17 protein-coding genes and 1 tRNA gene are annotated in these 16,654 nt (G+C 68.5%); 7 read left to right on the forward strand and 11 right to left on the reverse strand.

Annotated features, from left to right (window positions below; all coding sequences use genetic code 11):
* Window positions 1-328, forward strand: a 328-nt coding sequence (locus AQY21_RS18990; protein ID WP_058099177.1) for an IS5 family transposase, incomplete at its 5' end; no start/stop codon positions are given.
* An 83-nt stretch (window positions 329-411) separates the two neighbouring features.
* The gene (locus tag AQY21_RS18995) at window positions 412-756 is read left to right on the forward strand and encodes a tyrosine-type recombinase/integrase (protein ID WP_058099178.1); all 345 of its coding nucleotides are present in this window, start codon (window positions 412-414) and stop codon (window positions 754-756) included.
* A gap of 40 nt (window positions 757-796) precedes the next feature.
* Here AQY21_RS18995 and AQY21_RS19000 read toward each other — a convergent pair.
* Window positions 797-873: transfer RNA gene (locus AQY21_RS19000), tRNA-Arg, on the reverse strand.
* 98 nt (window positions 874-971) lie between these two features.
* On the opposite strand from AQY21_RS19000, the gene AQY21_RS19005 reads away from it, so the two are divergent.
* The gene (locus tag AQY21_RS19005) at window positions 972-1,991 is read left to right on the forward strand and encodes a LacI family DNA-binding transcriptional regulator (RefSeq protein WP_058099179.1); all 1,020 of its coding nucleotides are present in this window, start codon (window positions 972-974) and stop codon (window positions 1,989-1,991) included.
* 171 nt (window positions 1,992-2,162) lie between these two features.
* Here the strand turns inward: AQY21_RS19005 and map are convergent, their stop codons facing one another.
* A complete protein-coding gene (map, locus tag AQY21_RS19010; RefSeq protein ID WP_058099180.1) occupies window positions 2,163-2,966 on the reverse strand; it encodes a type I methionyl aminopeptidase in 804 nt (267 codons plus the stop codon).
* Between the two features lie 113 nt (window positions 2,967-3,079).
* Here map and AQY21_RS19015 point away from each other — a divergent pair, with 113 nt between their 5' ends.
* Together AQY21_RS19015 and AQY21_RS19020 are read left to right on the forward strand one after the other, a co-directional pair.
* Window positions 3,080-3,820, forward strand: a complete 741-nt coding sequence (locus AQY21_RS19015; RefSeq protein WP_058099181.1) for a molybdopterin-binding protein — start codon at window positions 3,080-3,082, stop codon at window positions 3,818-3,820.
* The gene (locus AQY21_RS19020; RefSeq protein ID WP_058099182.1) at window positions 3,817-4,536 is read left to right on the forward strand and encodes a GNAT family N-acetyltransferase; all 720 of its coding nucleotides are present in this window, start codon (window positions 3,817-3,819) and stop codon (window positions 4,534-4,536) included. Before AQY21_RS19015 ends, AQY21_RS19020 begins: the two co-directional genes overlap by 4 nt.
* A gap of 9 nt (window positions 4,537-4,545) precedes the next feature.
* On the opposite strand, the gene AQY21_RS19025 is transcribed toward AQY21_RS19020, so the two are convergent.
* From AQY21_RS19025 to cls, 5 genes are all read right to left on the reverse strand, one after another.
* Entirely contained in the window at window positions 4,546-4,932 is a 387-nt protein-coding gene (locus tag AQY21_RS19025) for a hypothetical protein (protein ID WP_058099183.1), read from the reverse strand.
* 14 nt (window positions 4,933-4,946) lie between these two features.
* The gene (locus AQY21_RS19030; protein ID WP_058099184.1) at window positions 4,947-5,732 is read right to left on the reverse strand and encodes a DUF6478 family protein; all 786 of its coding nucleotides are present in this window, start codon (window positions 5,730-5,732) and stop codon (window positions 4,947-4,949) included.
* 11 nt (window positions 5,733-5,743) lie between these two features.
* Window positions 5,744-7,477 carry a dihydroxy-acid dehydratase gene (gene ilvD, locus AQY21_RS19035; protein WP_058099185.1) on the reverse strand — a complete coding sequence of 578 codons (1,734 nt, stop codon included), beginning with the start codon at window positions 7,475-7,477 and terminating at the stop codon, window positions 5,744-5,746.
* Between the two features lie 91 nt (window positions 7,478-7,568).
* The gene (locus AQY21_RS19040; protein ID WP_058099186.1) at window positions 7,569-7,892 is read right to left on the reverse strand and encodes a 4a-hydroxytetrahydrobiopterin dehydratase; all 324 of its coding nucleotides are present in this window, start codon (window positions 7,890-7,892) and stop codon (window positions 7,569-7,571) included.
* 11 nt (window positions 7,893-7,903) lie between these two features.
* Window positions 7,904-9,307 (reverse strand): cardiolipin synthase, encoded by a 1,404-nt coding sequence (gene cls / locus AQY21_RS19045; RefSeq protein WP_238986834.1) that lies wholly within the window; start codon window positions 9,305-9,307, stop codon window positions 7,904-7,906.
* Window positions 9,308-9,419: 112 nt separating this feature from the next.
* On the opposite strand from cls, the gene accD reads away from it, so the two are divergent.
* The gene (accD, locus tag AQY21_RS19050) at window positions 9,420-10,352 is read left to right on the forward strand and encodes an acetyl-CoA carboxylase, carboxyltransferase subunit beta (RefSeq protein ID WP_058099188.1); all 933 of its coding nucleotides are present in this window, start codon (window positions 9,420-9,422) and stop codon (window positions 10,350-10,352) included.
* Between the two features lie 16 nt (window positions 10,353-10,368).
* Window positions 10,369-11,637 (forward strand): folylpolyglutamate synthase/dihydrofolate synthase family protein, encoded by a 1,269-nt coding sequence (locus AQY21_RS19055; protein ID WP_152988277.1) that lies wholly within the window; start codon window positions 10,369-10,371, stop codon window positions 11,635-11,637.
* A gap of 46 nt (window positions 11,638-11,683) precedes the next feature.
* Here the strand turns inward: AQY21_RS19055 and zapE are convergent, their stop codons facing one another.
* The 4 genes from zapE to AQY21_RS29410 form a co-directional block, all read right to left on the reverse strand.
* The gene (gene zapE, locus AQY21_RS19060) at window positions 11,684-12,784 is read right to left on the reverse strand and encodes a cell division protein ZapE (RefSeq protein ID WP_058099190.1); all 1,101 of its coding nucleotides are present in this window, start codon (window positions 12,782-12,784) and stop codon (window positions 11,684-11,686) included.
* Between the two features lie 73 nt (window positions 12,785-12,857).
* Window positions 12,858-13,463: a DUF6778 family protein gene (locus tag AQY21_RS19065; RefSeq protein WP_058099191.1), complete on the reverse strand. Its 606-nt coding sequence runs from the start codon at window positions 13,461-13,463 to the stop codon at window positions 12,858-12,860.
* 275 nt (window positions 13,464-13,738) lie between these two features.
* A complete protein-coding gene (locus AQY21_RS19070; protein WP_058099192.1) occupies window positions 13,739-15,049 on the reverse strand; it encodes an MFS transporter in 1,311 nt (436 codons plus the stop codon).
* A gap of 193 nt (window positions 15,050-15,242) precedes the next feature.
* The coding region (locus AQY21_RS29410) for a hypothetical protein (protein ID WP_203416572.1) at window positions 15,243-16,654 on the reverse strand (1,412 nt) is incomplete at its 5' end.

Here is a 16,654-nt window from a genome sequence, read left to right on the forward strand (position 1 = left end):
CGCAGGCCAGGTCAGTGACTACACCGGGGCCGCCGCGCTTCTGGGCAGCTTGCCAAACGCAGACTGGTTGCTCGCTGACCGGGGATATGACGCCGACTGGTTCAGAGATGCTTTGAAAGACAAGGGGATAAAGCCCTGCATCCCGGCCAGGAAGTCTCGCGGCAAGCCCGTCAAGTATGACAAGCGCCGCTACAAACGCCGCAACCGGATCGAGATCATGTTCGGCAGGCTGAAGGACTGGCGCAGGGTTGCCATCCGTTACGACAGGTGCCCCAAGGTCTTCCTCTCCGCCGTCGCACTCGCCGCAACCGTCATGTTCTGGCTATGACGCGAGAACGTGTCCTGACCCTAGGCCCGAACGACTTGCGGCCGCGAAAAGGCCGGGCCACGGCTCCGATCAACGACAGCCTGATGGCCGCTCTCCAAACCGCCAAGCTGTCGGGCGTCTCGGACTATGTCATTGAGTGGGGCGGGCGAAAGGTCGGATCGATAAAGACCGGATTCAACGCTGCTGTGAAGCGCGCCGGGATCGCCCATTGCACTCGGCATGACCTGCGCAGGACCGCCGGCCGGTTCATGGCTGAGGCGGGTGTTCCCATCGAGGAAATTGCGGAATACCTGGGGCACTCGAACCCCGACATTACCCGGGCAACTTATGCCCGCTTCAGCCCGCAGCACCTGCGGAAAGCGGCTGGCGCCCTTGAGATTCGACCTGTCGTTTCGGTTCGACAAACCAAAGAGCACACCCCACTTTAGTGTATCGAGGCTCGTAAGGTTATGTTATATATAGATAAAATGGTGACCCCGGCAGGATTTGAACCTGCAACCTGCCCCTTAGGAGGGGGCTGCTCTATCCAGTTGAGCCACGGGGCCGCTCGGTGCCTCTTTTGCCCTCCGGCCGAGGAAATGGCAAGCTTGCCGCGACGGGGCGGAGCAGATAACGGTAACATGATTGCGTCCCGGTAGTTGCGATGAACACGAAAAGAACCCGCCGCCCCCTGACATTGCGCGATGTGTCCGAAGCCTCGGGCGTGTCCGAGATGACCGTCAGCCGCGTGCTGCGCAACCGGGGCGATGTCTCGGCCGCCACCCGCGAAAAGGTGCTGACCGCCGCCCGAACGCTGGGCTATGTCCCCAACAAGATCGCCGGCGGATTGGCCAGCCAGCGGGTGAACCTGGTGGCCGTGGTCATCCCCTCGCTGTCGAACATGGTGTTTCCGGACGTGCTGGGCGGCATCTCGGCCGAGCTGGACGACACCGGCTTGCAGCCGGTGGTGGGGGTGACGAATTACAGCCCTTCGCGCGAAGATGCGGTGCTTTACGACATGCTGAGCTGGCGGCCCTCGGGGGTGATCCTGGCCGGGCTCGAGCACAGCAAGGCGGCGCGGGCCATGCTGGACAATGCCGGCCTGCCGGTGGTCGAGATCATGGATGTGGACGGCGAGCCGATCGACACCGCCGTCGGCATCTCGCACCGCCGGGCCGGGGCGGAGATGGCCGACGAGATCCTGGCCGCCGGCTATCGCCGCATCGGCTTCATCGGCACTCACATGCCCGAGGACCATCGCGCCCGCAAGCGGCTGGCCGGTTTCGAGGAACGGCTGGGCGAGCATGGCGTGCAGCTGGCGGCGCGGGAATATTACCAGGGCGGCTCGTCGCTGCTGAAGGGACGCGAGATGACCGAGCGCATCCTGGCCCGCGAGCCGGACCTGGATTTCCTGTATTTCTCCAACGACATGATCGGGGCCGGCGGCCTCCTGTGGTGCATGGAGAAGGGCTATGACATCCCCGGCAGGCTGGGGCTCGCCGGATTCAACGGCGTCGAGCTGCTGGACGGGTTGCCGATGCGGCTGACCACCACGGACGCGCGGCGCATCGACATCGGCCGACGCGCGGCCCGCCTGGTCGCCGGCAAGGAGGCTCGGCCCGAGAACGGCATCATCGCGCTGGCGCCGACGATCATGCCGGGGGAGACCATCCGCAAGCATTGACGCCGCGCCCGCGACCGAGGTTGCGTGAGTATTTGCCAAACGGTGAAACAAGCGCCGGTCTGGCCCTTGCGCGCCAGCCTGCGTTTTCTCCGTTTCACAAATACTCATGCGGCAGCTACGGTTGCGCGGTCGCATGAGTATTTACGCAGCGGAGAAGCCGGGTCCCAGAAGTCAGCCCAGTTCGGGAAAGAACAGGCCCTTGGGCGAGGGCGTGAAGATCTCGCAGCCATCCGCCGTCACGCCGATCGAATGCTCGAACTGGGCCGAGAGCGACTTGTCGCGCGTCACCGCCGTCCAGTCGTCGGCAAGAATCTTGGTCTCGGGCCGGCCCAGGTTCACCATGGGCTCGATGGTGAAGAACATGCCCTCCTCCAGCACCGGACCCTTGCCGGGGCGGCCGAAATGCAGGACGTTCGGCGGCGCGTGGAAGGTGCGGCCGAGGCCGTGGCCGCAGAAGTCGCGCACCACCGACATGCGCTGGCTTTCGACATAGGACTGGATCGCCCAGCCGATGTCGCCGAAGGTGGCGCCGGGGCGCACGGCCTCGATGCCGCGCATCAGCGCGTCATGGGTAACCTGGATCAGCCGGCGCGCCTTGACGCTGGGCTTGCCCGCCACATACATGCGCGAGCTGTCACCATACCAGCCATCCACGATCACCGTCACGTCGATGTTCAGGATGTCGCCATCCGTCAGGATCTTGTCGCCCGGGATGCCGTGGCAGACGACATGGTTCACGCTGATGCAGCTGGCATGCTGGTAGCCGCGATAGCCGATGGTGGCGCTGGTGGCGCCCAGTTCCCCGACCCGGTTGCGGATGAAATCGTCCAAGCCGCCGGTGGTGGCGCCCGGCTGCACCAAAGGGCCGACCTCGTCCAGGATCTGCGCCGCGATCAGCCCGGCCGCACGCATGCCCTGGAAGTCCTGCGGGTCGTGGATGCGGATCCCCTCGCGGGTCTGGCGTGCGTCGTTCATGGCGTCCTCGTGCTGGTCTGCCCCACAGATAGTCCCATGGCGCCACTTGTTCCAGCCCCTCGCGCGGACCTATACATTTGCGGACCGCAGCAGATCGCCAGAGGAACGCGCCGATGCAATCCGACAATCCCACTGCCGCCATCCTCGTCATCGGGGATGAGATCCTGTCCGGCCGCACCCGCGAGGGCAATGCCCATTACCTGTCGCAGGTGCTGAACAGCATCGGCGTCGATCTGCGCGAGGTGCGCATCGTCGGCGACGACCACGACCAGATCGTCGCCGCGATAAAGGCGCTGGACCAGTCGCTGGGCGGCGCCTGGGACCTGCTGTTCACCTCGGGCGGCATCGGGCCGACGCATGACGACATCACCGCCGATGCGGTCGCCGCGGCCTTCGGTGTGGGCATCGAGATCAACGAGGAGGCCCGCCGCGTCATGGTCGAGCGCTGGGAGGCGCGCGGCGTCGAGGTCACCGGCAACCGGCTGCGCATGGCCCGCATCCCGCTGGGCGCGCGGCTGATCCCGAATTCCTATTCCGCCGCGCCGGGTTTCCATATCGGCAATACCTATGTCATGGCCGGGGTGCCCGAAGTGTTCCGCGCCATGGTCGAGGCCGTGGTGCCGGAACTGCCGACCGGGCGGCCCTCGGTCAGCGAAGCGCTGGAGGTGCTGCGCCCGGAATCCGACGTGGCCGACGAGCTGCGGGCGGTGGCCGACGACTTCCCGGACCTGTCGCTGGGCTCCTACCCCTTCCAGCGCGGGCAGCGTTACGGCACCAGCCTGGTCATCCGGGGTCTGGACGGCAAGCGTGTCACCGATGCCATGACCGCCCTGCGCGAAAGACTGGCCCTGTGATTGCCGATCCCGATATCGCCCGCGCCTTCGAGACCACCTGGCCCGCCGCCGAATATGCCCCGGCCGGCGGCTTCCTGGTCGGCCGCGGCAAGGGCGGCGGCGGCCGCGTCAGTTCGGCCCGTGCCGCGCGGCCCGACTGGGCCGACGCCGACATCGCCCGCGCCGAGGCGGTGCAGCGCGGCTGGAACGAGCGGCCCATGTTCCGCGTCGCCGACGACGATGCCGCGCTGGCGCAGGCGCTGGCGGCGCAGGGCTATCGCCACGGCACGCCGACCGCGATCCTGGCCGCCAATTGCGCGGCGCTGACCGCCCAGCCGGTGCCGCCGCTGTCCAGTTTCGAGATCTGGCCGCCGCTCGCCATGCAGCGCGACATCTGGAGCGACGGCAACGTCACCGCCGCCCGGCAGGCGGTGATGGAGCGCGTCGCCCTGCCCAAGACCGCGCTGCTGGGACGGGTGCAGGACCGCGCCGCCGGGGCCGCCTTCGTGGCGCTGGACGGGCCGGTCGCCATGGTCCATGCCATCGAGGTGGTGCCGGCGCTGCGCCGGATGGGCGTGGCGGGCTGGCTGATCCGCATGGCGGCGTCCTGGGCCGAGGCGCAGGGCGCGACCCGGCTGGCGCTGGCGGTCAGCCGCGACAATACCGGCGCGCTGGCGGTCTATGACCGGCTGGGCTTCGCCGAGCTGGGCGGCTACGGCTATTGGAGCAAGGATTGAGCGCGGCGCTCAGGCCGGTTCGGCAGCCAGGCGGCGCAGCTCCTTCTTGAGCAGTTCCAGCTCGCTGCGCATCAGGCTCAGCTCGGCATGCAGGTCGCCGTCCAGGACATCGCCCGCGACCAGCGTCAGGCTGGCCAGGTGCCGGGCGCCCGGCTGGGGCGGCTGACCCTCGGCTTCCTGGTCCTCGAGCAGCAGGAAGCTTTGCGCCCCGTCCGACAACCGCTCCGCAGGGATCGCGGCGGCGACGCGCCAGCGGCCCTCGGTCTCGGCGGTCACGCGGGCCTCGGCCACACGGCTGCCCATATGCACCAGCACCAGCCGTCCCGGCTGGGCGTCGCGATGCAGCACCCCCTGCCAGATGCCGCCTTTCAGCCCAAAGGATTCGAAGTCGTTCATGGGACATTCCTTGGTCAGAACTCGGCCCGCAGATGGCGCGAGAAGAACAGCTCGCGGATCTCGACCGCGTTCATCCGGGGCGCTTCGAAGATCAGGTCCAGCCAGATCTTTTCCAGCCGCCGCTCGTTCATCTGGGTATAGGCCAGGTCGAACTCGGTCACCTGCCGGCTGTAGAGCCCCGGCTCGAAGCTGTGCAATTGCAGCGTGATCTCGTCGATGTTCGGACCATGACCGATGTTCAGGCGCGCATAGACCCGGATCGCGCGCTCGGCCAGGACGCCGGTCTCCAGCCGCAGGATATGGCTGCGGGTCAGGCCCTGCAAGGCGCTGGCCGGCAGGTCGATGGACAGCGACAGGAAGCTGCCGGCATAGCCGAAGACCTCCAGCCGCAGGCCGAAGGGCGACAGATCGGTCGCGCCGGTGGTGGTCACCTGCTCCAGGATCAGCGCACGCTCGGGGCAATCGTGCCAGACCGCCGCACCCTCGCCCAGCTGGCCGCCGTTCTCGGGTGCGGCCAGGCCGCGCGGCGAGATCCGCCCGGCCATGAAGCCGGGGCGCCAGCGCCAGTCGGTGCCGCCCGGCAGATGCAGCGCGTCCAGCGCCGCGCGCGAACGCGCCGCATGGCGGTCGGCCTCGATCAGGAAACGGTCGAGGCTGCCGCGCAGATCCAGCGCCTCGTCGCGCAGATGGCGCAGGCGGGCGGGGCCGAGCGCCTCGACCCCCTTGGCCAGCGCCGTCCATTGCCGCAGCGCCTGTTCCCGGGTCTTGCGTTCAAGCCATTTGCGAGGGCGTATTGCCATGCGTCCGCCTGTCACTGGTCCATGTAGACATGGGTTTCGGCCGCCGCCCCCGGATGGGTGACGGCGCCATAGCGGGCCTTGCCAACAAGCTGGGCGTATTTCCACAGCGCGCCCGAGGCGTAATCGGTCCCGCGCGGGCCGGGCCATTCCGCCCGGCGCCGCTCCAGTTCCGCGTCGGACAGCGCCACCGAAATCTCGCCCCGGATCGCGTCGATGGTGATCCGGTCGCCGTCGCGCAGCAGGGCGATGGGGCCGCCATGCGCCGCTTCGGGGCCGACATGGCCGACGCAGAAGCCGCGCGTGGCGCCGGAAAACCGCCCGTCGGTGATCAGCGCCACCTTCTTGCCCATGCCCTGCCCGGACAGCGCCGCCGTGGTCGCCAGCATCTCGCGCATGCCGGGACCGCCGGCCGGGCCCTCGTTGCGGATGACGATCACGTCGCCCTCGGCATAGTCGCGGCGCATGACCGCCGCAAAGGCCTCCTCCTCGCAGTCGAAGACCCGGGCCGGGCCGGTGAAGACCTGGTCCTCGGGCGCCATGCCCGCCACCTTCACGATGGCCCCGTCCGGGGCGAGATTGCCCTTGAGCCCGACCACGCCACCGGTGCGGGACAGCGGCGCCGTCACCGGATGGATCACCTTGCCGTCCGCCTCGCGGGTGATGCGGTCCAGCTCCTCGCCCATGCTGCGGCCCGAGGCGGTCAGGCAATCCTCGTGGATCAGTCCGGCCTTGCGCAGCTCGCGCAGCACCACGGGGACGCCGCCCGCGTCGAACAGGTCCTTGGCGACGTAATCGCCGCCGGGGCGCAGGTTCACGAAATAGGGCGTGTCGCGGAAGATGTCGCAGACGTCGAACAGGTCGAATTCGATCCCCGCCTCATGCGCGATGGCCGGCAGGTGCAGCCCGGCATTGGTCGAGCCGCCGGTGCAGGCCACCACCCGCGCCGCGTTCTCCAGCGCCTTGCGGGTCACCACGTCGCGGGCGCGGATGTTCTTCTCGACCAGGGTCATCACCGCCTCGCCCGAGGCCAGCCCATACTGGTCGCGCGATTCGTAGGGCGCGGGCGCGCCCGAGCTGTTCAGCAGCGCGAGGCCGATCGCCTCGGAGACGCAGGCCATGGTGTTGGCGGTATATTGCCCGCCGCAGGCCCCGGCCGAGGGGCAGGCGACGCGCTCCAGGATCTCAAGCTCGGCATCGGGCAGGTTGCCGGCGGCGTGCTGGCCCACCGCCTCGAACACGTCCTGCACCACCACGTCGCGGCCGTGGAAGCGGCCGGGCAGGATCGAGCCGCCATAGATGAAGACGCTGGGCACGTTCAGCCGCACCATGGCCATCATCATGCCCGGCAGCGACTTGTCGCAACCCGCCAGCCCGACCAGCGCGTCATAGCAATGCCCGCGCATGGTCAGTTCGACCGTATCGGCGATGGCGTCGCGGCTGGCCAGGCTGGCGCGCATCCCCTCATGCCCCATGGCAATGCCGTCGGTGACGGTGATGGTGGTGAATTCGCGCGGGCAGCCGCCGCCCTTCTTGACGCCCTGCTTGACCGATTGCGCCTGGCGGTTCAGGGCGATGTTGCAGGGCGCCGCCTCGTTCCAGCAGGTGGCGACGCCGACCCAGGGGGAATGGATCTCCTCCTCGGTGATGCCCATGGCATAGAAGAAGCTGCGCTGCGGCGCACGGGCCGGACCTTCGGTCACATGGCGGCTCGGCAGGGAAGACTTGTCGAAACGGCTGTTTTTCATGGCTGCATCCTCCGGCTGGGTTCTGGATAGGCCCAGCCTGCCCCTGGGGCAAGAGGCTGCGGCCCGGGGCCCGCCTGCCAGTCCGCCTCCGTCAGCCCATGGCGGCCTCCAGCCGGGCGGCCATGATCAGGTCGTTCCGCGTCACGCCCCCCGCCGAATGGGTGGAATAGCTGACGCGGGCGAAGCCCCAGCCAAAGGCGATGTCGGGATGGTGATTGGCCGCCTCGGCCTGCCAGGCGGCCAGGTTGGCCAGCGCGGCCGCCGCCTTGAAGGTCTTGAAGCGCCATTCGCGATGGATCGACTTGCCGTCCTCGGCCAGTTCCCAGCCGGGCAAACCGGCCAGCGCCGCGCGCAGCTCGTCCCCGGAGAGCGCCGGGGCGCCGTCCACGATCTTTTCCCTGCTCAGTTCCGTCATCGCCTCCTCCGTCACAGAATCGGCGCCGCCAGCGCCAGAAGATTATTGCGCAGCCGGCGCCAGACCGACCAGCCGCGGATCTCGTCCAGCCCGATCGGATGGGCACGGTCGACATAGCCCTGCTGGCGCTCGTCCAGCCGCTCGGTGATGTCGCCGCCCAGGAACAGCATGTTCATCTCGTAATTCAGCTCGAAGCTGCGGCGGTCCATATTGGCACTGCCCAGCATCGCCATGCGCCCGTCGGCGGTGATGATCTTGGAATGCAGCAAGCCGCCCCGGAACAGCATCAGCTTCACCCCGGCCGAGACCAGCCCATAATAGAACCCCTCGGAAGTGGCCTGCACCACCAGCGAATCGTTGCGCTCGGGCAGGATCACCGTCACGTCCACGCCGCGCCGCGCCGCCGTGCGGATCGCCGAATCGAGCGAGGCGTCGGGAACGTAATAGGGCGTGGTGATGACCAGCCGCTCGCGCGCGGCATGGATCATCGTCACCATGCAATCCGACAGCGCGCCCTGGCGCTCGTCCGGACCGGTGGCGACGACCTGCGCCACCTCGCCCGGGGCGGTGACGGGGCGGGTCATGCGCAGCATCTCGCCCAGATCCTCGCCGGTATAGCTCATCCAGTCCTGCAAAAAGACCGCCTGCATCTGGCGCACCACCGGCCCTTCGATGGCCAGGAAGACGTCGATCCAGGGCGCGTAGCGCGGCTTGATGGCAAAGGCGCGATCCGAGCAGTTGCGGCTGCCGGTAAAGCCCAGCACATGGTCGATCACCACGATCTTGCGGTGGTTGCGCAGGTCCATGCGCTGGAACAGCCCCCCGATCACCGGGACGCTCAGCGGCAGCGCCTCGACGCATTCCACCCCCGCCGCCTTCATGCGCGCCCAGGCATCCGATCGCCCGAAGGCGCGCGAGCCGAAGGCGTCGATGATCGCCCGCACCTTGACGCCGCGCCCGGCGGCGCGGATCGCCGCCTCGGCCACCGACCGCCCCGAGGGATCGTCGAGCCAGATATAGAACAGCATATGGACATGCTCGGTCGCGCCGTCGATCGCCTCGACCAGGGCGGCGATGGCGCTGTCGTCCTCGGGCAGCAGCGCGGCGCGGTTGCCGGCCACGGCGGGGAAACCGGTCGTGGCGCGATTCGCCTTGATGACCGGCTCGGCGAAATCCGGCAGCAGCTTCAGCTCCTCGGGGCTGGGCTGCCACAGGCCCGACAGGCGCGAGCGGACATTGGCCATGGTCTCGACCTCGGCGCCGCGCATGCGGATCTCGCCGAACAGCACATAGGCCAGGATGCCGACTAGCGGCACCAGCTCGATCACCAGGATCCAGGACAGGCGGACCGTCGGCTCAAGCCGGGGACGCAACAGCACGCGCACCGAAACGGACAGCGCGGCTGCGTAATGCATGAACACAAGGGCTTCAGTCCACATGCCGCCATGAAAGCCCGGACAGGCCGGAATTGCAATTCGGCACCGCTTTGCATATCTGAGCCCCTGAACGCAGCGCAGGGGGCCGCCGATGAACTGGATCACCAATTATGTCCGTCCGCGCATCAATTCGCTGTTCTCGCGCCGCGAGGTGCCCGAGAACCTGTGGACCAAATGCCCGGAATGCGGGACCATGCTGTTCCATCGCGAATTGTCGGACAACCTGAACGTCTGCACGAATTGCGACCATCACCTGGCGATCAGCCCCCGGCTGCGCTTTGCCGCGCTGTTCGACGGCGGCGTCTTCAACGAAGTGAAGGTGCCCGAGCCGGTGGCCGACCCGCTGGGCTTCCGCGACCAGAAGAAATACCCCGACCGCATGAAGGCCGCGCAGAAATCCACCGGCGAGAAAGAGGCGATGCTGGTCGCCGAGGGTGAGATCGGCCGCACCCCCATCGTCGCCGCCGCCCAGGATTTTTCCTTCATGGGCGGCTCGATGGGCATGTATGTCGGCAACGCCATCATCGCCGCGGCCGAGCGCGCGGTGAAGCTGAAGCGGCCCTTGGTGCTGTTTTCGGCCGCGGGCGGCGCGCGCATGCAGGAGGGCATCCTGTCGCTGATGCAGATGCCTCGCACCACCGTCGCCGTCCAGATGCTGAAAGAGGCGCGGCTGCCCTATATCGTCGTGCTGACCCATCCGACCACCGGCGGCGTCACCGCCAGCTATGCGATGCTGGGCGACATCCAGATTTCCGAGCCGAACGCGCTGATCTGCTTCGCCGGCCCGCGCGTGATCGAGCAGACCATCCGCGAGAAGCTGCCCGAGGGCTTCCAGCGCGCCGAATACCTGCTGGAACACGGCATGCTCGACCGGGTGACGCATCGCAAGAAGCTGCGCGAGGAGCTGATCTCGATCCTGCGCATGCTGGGGGGCCTGCCCGCACCGGTGGTGGGCGACCTGCCCGCGCCCGGCAACATCGCCGCCCCGCGCGCCGAAAGCGCCGCCGACAACGCCTCCGCCTGAGCCGGAGGACATCGCGATGACCTCTTCCGACGCCATTCTCGCGCGGCTCATGCAACTGCACCCCAAGGTCATCGACCTGTCCCTGGACCGGATGCACCGCATCCTCGCCGCGCTGGGGAACCCGGAACGCCGCATCCCGCCCGCGATCCACATCGCCGGCACCAACGGCAAGGGCTCGACCCAGGCGATGATCCGCGCCGGGCTGGAATCGGCCGGCAAGCGGGTCCACGCCTATACCTCGCCGCATCTGGCGCAGTTCCACGAGCGCATCCGGCTGGCCGGCGAGCTGATCCCCGAAGCCGATCTGGCCGCCACGCTGGAGGAATGCGAGGCCGCGAATGCCGGCGCGCCGATCACCTTCTTCGAGATCACCACGGCGGCGGCCTTCCTGGCCTTCTCGCGCACGCCCGCCGATTACACGCTGCTGGAAGTGGGACTCGGCGGCCGGCTGGACGCGACCAACGTGATCGACGACCCGGCGCTGACCGTGATCACGCCGATCAGCATCGACCACACGCAATATCTGGGCGAGACGCTGGCCGAGATCGCCGGCGAAAAGGCCGGCATCCTCAAGCGCCGCGTGCCCTGCATCGTCGCGCCGCAAGAGCCCGTCGCCCGCGAGGCGATCGAGCAAAAGGCCGAGCGGCTGTTCGCGCCGCTGCGCATCGGCCGGCAGGACTGGGACAGCCGGCGCGAGGGCGACAGCCTGATCTATCAGGACGAGCACGGGCTGATGGACCTGCCCCTGCCGATCCTGCCCGGCCCGCATCAGATCGTGAACGCCGGCACCGCCATCGCGGCGCTGCGCGAGCTGGGCTTCGGCCGCATCGAGGCCCGCGCCGCCGTGACGGAGGCGGAATGGCCCGCCCGGATGCAGCGCCTGACCCGCGGCCCGCTGGTCGAGGCGGCAGGGGCCTGCGAGCTCTGGCTCGACGGCGGCCACAACCCGGCAGGCGGCGAGGCGGTGGCGGCGACGCTGGCCGCCCTGCCGCGCCGGCCGACGCATCTGGTCTGCGGCATGCTGAACACCAAGGACGTGGCGGGCTACATGCGCCCGCTGGCCGGCGCCGCGCAAAGCCTGACCGCCGTGGCGATCCCGGGCGAGCCGAACACCCTGCCGGCCGAGGACACCGCCGCCGCTGCCGCCTCGGTTGGTCTGGCCGCCACGACCGCCCCGGACGCGCTGACCGCCGTGCGGCGCCTGGCTGCGGACCAGCCCGGCGCGCGCCTCCTGATCTGCGGCTCGCTCTATCTCGCCGGACAGGTGCTGCGCGAAAACGGCTAGGTTCGGTCGCACCGCCGCCGCCGGCGGTCGGGGGCGCATCGCGCCGCTACGCCCGCCCCCAATCGGCGTCGCGCATCTCGCGCAACCGGCTAGCGGTGCGCTCGAACTCGAAGACGCCCTCGCCCTCGGCATAAAGCCGCTCGGGCTCGTCGGCGGCGCTGGCGATCAGCCGCACCTTCGCCTCGTAAAGCGCGTCGATCAGGGTCACGAAGCGCTTGGCCTCGTTGTAGTTCGACTGCGACAGGCGCGGGATGGCGTCGATGAACAGCAGGTCCAGCGCCTCGGCCATGGCCAGGTAATCGGCCGGGCCCAGCGGCTTGCCGCAGAGATCCCAGAAGCTGGCCCGCCCGATGCGGCCGACATGCTGCGGGATCTCGACCTTGCGGCCCTTGACCTCCAGCACCAGGGGCAAATCTGCCGCGCCGCCGGTTTCCTGCTGCCAGAGCGCATCCATGCGGCCATGCGCCTCCGCATCGGCGGGGATAAACCAGACCTGCCCGCCCTCGTCGCGGTTCTGGCGGTGATCGGTGGCGCTGACCAGCTCCACCACCTCCAGCCTCTCGCGCAACAATGCGATGAAAGGCAGGAAAAGCTGGCGGTTGAGGCCGTTCTTGTAGAGGTCCTCGGGCACCCGGTTCGAGGTGGTGACGACGGTCACCCCCTCCTCGAACAGCACCTGGAACAGCCGGCCGACGATCATCGCATCGGCGATGTCGGTGATCTGCATCTCGTCGAAGCAGAGCAGCCGCACCTGCTGCGCCACCGCCTTCGCGACCGGGCGGACGGCATCCTGCTGGCCGATCTTGCGCACGCCCTCCAGCGCGGCCTGGATTTCCTGCATGAATTCGTGGAAATGCACCCGGCGCTTGGCGGCGACCGGCGCCGCCTCCATCACCAGGTCCATCAGCATGGACTTGCCGCGACCGACACCGCCCCACAGATAGATGCCCTTCACCGCCGGCGTGGACATGGGCGCGGCGCCGCGCAGCCGCGACAGCCAGCCGTTCTTTTGCGGCACGGGCGCAGGGACCGCGGCCAGTTCCCGCACCAGCCGGTCCAGCACCGGCAGCACGCCGCGCTGCGCCGCATCTGGTGCCAGCCGGCCCGCCGCCACGCGGGCCTCGTAAAGTTCGGATACGCTTGCCATATCCGCCCCCCTGCCAAAGAACGGGCCGGCCCGCAAGGGCCAGCCCGAAAATTCCCGTGAATTTCACTAGGGTTCAGCGCCCGCGACGCTGGAAACTGCCGCGCGGATCGGCGCCGCGGCCCAGCCAGTTCTGCGTCACCGCAGCGATCTGGTTCACGATCTGCACGCGCTGCGTCAGGCCCTTGGCTTCGGCCTCGTCGGCAGCCCTACCGACCAGGGCGGGGAACTCGGCCTTGATGAGCTGCGGCTGGCTGAGGGCGGCACCGCTGCGGGCCTCGAAGACCTGCACGGTATATTGGATGTTGTGCACGCCCGAATCCTGCAACCGCTCGCGCACCACCGGGGTGATCGCATGGAACTGGCTGACGGTGGCGACAATGCGCACCCGGGTCTTGCCGTTCAGCCCGCCGGCGCCCTTTTCGATGCCCTCCTTGAGGATGGCGGCCACCTGCGCGCGGCGGTCGCCGGCGGGCTCGCCATGCCAGACGATGTCGAAATCGGGGATATAGCTGTTCGTCTCGCTGGTGGTCAGGGTTTCGGGCACCGCGACCTCGACCGCGGCGACGCGCCAGCCTGCGGTCTGCGCCGGATCGAGCTGCTCATAGGCGGTTTCCCAGGTGGCGGCACAGCCGGCAAGGCCAAGCGCCAGGCCAAGCGCCAAAAGCGCGGGTTTCAGCATGGAGTGTTTTCCTCGTTCAAAACGGATGGATGGAATGCCGGCCGCAGGCCGGCCGTTGAAAATTGCGCCAAGGCCTTCGGGCATGATCGCGATCGGGAAATCGGATGGATCAGAAAAGCACCTCCCGCAAAAGGATAGGCTTGCGCCGCCCCCCGGGTCGCAAGGACAATTCCTTGCCCCGGCGAAAGAATAATCTTGGCTTTCCAATGCGCAAGAGATTCGATCCAGGCCGCCGCCCGGGCCGGGCTTTTCGCGGATGCGCTGGATGCAGCGTTCTAGACGATGGACTGGTTGCGGGTCTCGGCCCGGATGAACACCGTGCCGATGGCGGCCAGCAGCAGCAGCGCCGCGAAGACGCCGATTGCGGTGCCGAAGCCGCGCGCCACCACATAGCCCAGCAGCGAGGGCGCCAGAAGCCCGCCCACCCGCGCCACCGCGCTGGCCGTGCCCATACCGGTGCCGCGCAGGCCCGTGGGGTAAAGCTCGGGCGTGAAGGCGTAAAGCGCCCCCCAGGTACCCAGCAGCGCAAAGCTCATCAGCAAGAGCGCGATGGCGACCAGCCAGGGACTGCCGGCGACGGTGAACAGGAAGCAGCCAGCCGCGCTGAGCAGCAGGAAGATCTGCAAGGTCGGCTTCCTGCCCCAGCTTTCCACGCCATGCGCCGCCAACGCATAGCCCGGCAACTGCGCCAGCGCCATCAGCACCAGAAAGCCATAGCCGCGCACGAAGCCGAAGCCGCCCTTGGCCAGTTCCGCCGGCAACCAGACGAAGACGCCGTAATAGGACAGCGAGACCAGGAACCAGGCGGCGAAGATGCCCAGGCTGCGGTTGCGCAACTCGGGGCCGAAAAGCCGCGCCTCGGCGGTGACGGGCGGCGCGGTCAGGCGGGTGCCGGCCGGCAGGGCGCGGGCGCCGTTCGCAGTCAGCACCCGGTCGATCACCGCCCGCGCCCCGGCCTCGTCGCCCTTGCGCAGCAGATACATCGGCGATTCCGGCACCCAGAGCCGCAGCCAGATGCCGATCAGCGCCGGCAGCGCCGCCACGGCAAAGATCCAGCGCCAGGGCTCGGCCGCGCCGGCCAGATGCGCGATCCAGGCGGTCAGGGCGATGGCGATGGTGCCGATGGCCCAGAACCCTTCCAGCCAGACCAGCCAGCGGCCGCGGTTCCGCGGCGGCAGGAACTCGGCCATCATGGCGTAATCCACGGGCAGCGTGCCGCCGACCGCCATGCCGGTCAGGAAGCGCAGCAGCATCAACGACCAGATGTCCGGCGCGAAGACCGAGGCGAGGCCGAAGACCGCGTCGCAGCCCACCGTCAAGAGCAGCACGTTGCGCCGCCCGATCCGGTCGGCGATGCGCCCGAACAGCGTCGCGCCCGCGAACATGCCCAGGAAGAACAACGTGCCGGTCTGCAAGGCCTGCGGCACGGTCAGCCCGAAGCTCGCCGCGATCGAGGCGGCGGTGAAGCCGATGGCGATCACCTGCATCGCATCCGCCGCCCAGACCAGGCCGAAGATCCCCAGCAACCGCCGCTGGAAACGGCCCGCGCCGCCCTGGGTCAGAGCCTCGTCGATGGTCAGGTTCATGGGCTTTCTCCACTCATCCGCTTGCCGCGCAGTGTTGCGACGATTGCGGCCATGTCCACCGAAAACGCGCGCGGGCGGGCGGTTTCGGGCAGATGATGCAGCGCCGCCGGCCGGGGTCAGGCAAAAGGCCGCCCCGAAGGACGGCCCCTTGCAGCGACAGATGCCACCTCCGCGCGGCAGCGCGGGCCCGGGCTCAGGGGACCAGGAAATCCGCGATCACATCTTCGAAGCTCGCGGCGAAGGTTCCGCCGGCGGGTTTGGTGAACAGCGCCGCGCGCTTCAGCGTGCCCCGGATGGCCTGGCCGGCCCGCACGGTGGTATAGTCGACCACGGGCGTCCCCGCGGGCGTCATCGAGATCATGGCGCCGGACAAGGCATAGCTGCGTACCCGGTTCGCGGCATTGTCGACCTCGATCCCGACGACGAAGTCCTGGCCATTGCTCACATTGCCAAGCGAGATGCTGCGGTTCGTGCCGTCGAAATAACGCGCCTGAAGCGTGCCGTTGTTGTTGCTGATCGCGAAATTGCCGCCATTGGGATTGGCCCCGAAAAGCTGCAAGACGCCCGAGCCATAGCTCTCGATCACCATGCGCAGCACGATGAAGGCGCCCTCGAGGCCGCTGGTCGTCAGCCCCGTCACCTGCAAGAATTGCCCTTCGGCAAAGCGGATCCCCTCCGGCATCATGGCAATCGCATTGCCCGAGCCGATCGCGGCCAGGTTCCAGCCGCCATTGCCGCCATTCACCACCCCGGTCACGGCCGCAGCCGTACCGCCATAGGCCGAGCCCGGATGGAAATAGCCGGCCGCCTGCCCGTAATCGACCGCCGGCGCGGCCGGCGCGGCAACCGTCAGCAGCGCGGGGCTGGCCGCAACCGTGCCCACCATGTTGCTCCAGCTGACCGCCAGCGCGTATTCGCCCGGTTCGGACAGTTCCATACTCAGCAGTTCGGGGTCGATCTGGTCGCGGATCGAACTGTCGCCCAGCGTCAGGTCCCAATCCGCAGCCGGCGGCGGCATGCCCTCGGCGCTGCCCAGATCCAGGGTGATGTTATCGCCCAGACCGGCCCCCTCGGGCAGGATCGCGGGCTGGCGGGTGATCGTCGGAGCCTCGGCCGAGAACTGCTGCTCCTCGATCAGCACGGCGCCATTGCCGTCCATCAACATTGCCGGCCGGCCGCCGTGATAGATCCGCTGCACCCCTTCGAACAGGCTGCCCTCAACGCTGCCATGGATCGTCAGCGGCGCTTCCCCACCGTCCAGGACCACCAGATCGTTCATGCGCCTCTGGCCTTCGGGCAGGGCCAGGTAGCGGTCGTAATCCGAGACCACGATCAGCCGCGCCGCGCCGGTCTCGCGCGCCGCCTTCAGGTTCTGCGCGCTGGTCCGCTCCAGATCGCCCAGCGTCGTCTCCAGCGCCGAGGCCAGAAACAGCGATTTCGCCTCGAAAACCTTGGCCACATACTGGTTGTAGCCCTCCAGGCTCCAGGTCGTGCCCGCCCGCTCGCCCTCGCCGTTCACGATCAGCTCCAGCGACCAGCGGCCCTGCGCGTCGGTCGTCGCCTCGACCTTCTGCGTCACCACCCGCACGCCGCCGTCGAATATGT

The organism is Paracoccus sp. MKU1, from assembly GCF_001447385.1.
Lineage (GTDB): Bacteria > Pseudomonadota > Alphaproteobacteria > Rhodobacterales > Rhodobacteraceae > Paracoccus.